The 320-nt window shown below is 70.3% G+C and carries 1 protein-coding gene; it reads left to right on the forward strand.

Translation table 11 applies throughout. From position 1 onward, the window contains the following. The coding region (locus tag Q0817_RS20020) for an ATP-binding protein (protein ID WP_298592256.1) at positions 1-320 on the forward strand (320 nt) is incomplete at both ends.

Consider the following 320-nt stretch of genomic DNA (forward strand, 5'->3'; position numbering starts at 1 on the left):
AGCACCGCCGCGCTGGTCAACGAGCTCGCCGAGGCCGCCGACGCCAAGCAGCTCTCCCGGGTGGTGGGCCGCTACGGACGCCTGGACCTGCTCTGCCTGGACGAACTGGGCTACGTCCACCTCGACGCCCGCGGGGCCGAGCTGCTGTTCCAAATCATCACCGAACGCGAGGAACGCGCCTCGATCGCCTGCGCCACCAACGCCCCGTTCAGCGAATGGGGCGCCACCTTCACCGACCCCCGCCTGGCCGCGGCCGTCGTGGACCGGCTGACCTTCAACGCCCACATCATCAACACCGGCACCAGCTCCTACCGGCTGCG

It is taken from the genome of uncultured Kocuria sp. (assembly GCF_947500125.1).
Classification (GTDB): domain Bacteria; phylum Actinomycetota; class Actinomycetes; order Actinomycetales; family Micrococcaceae; genus Kocuria.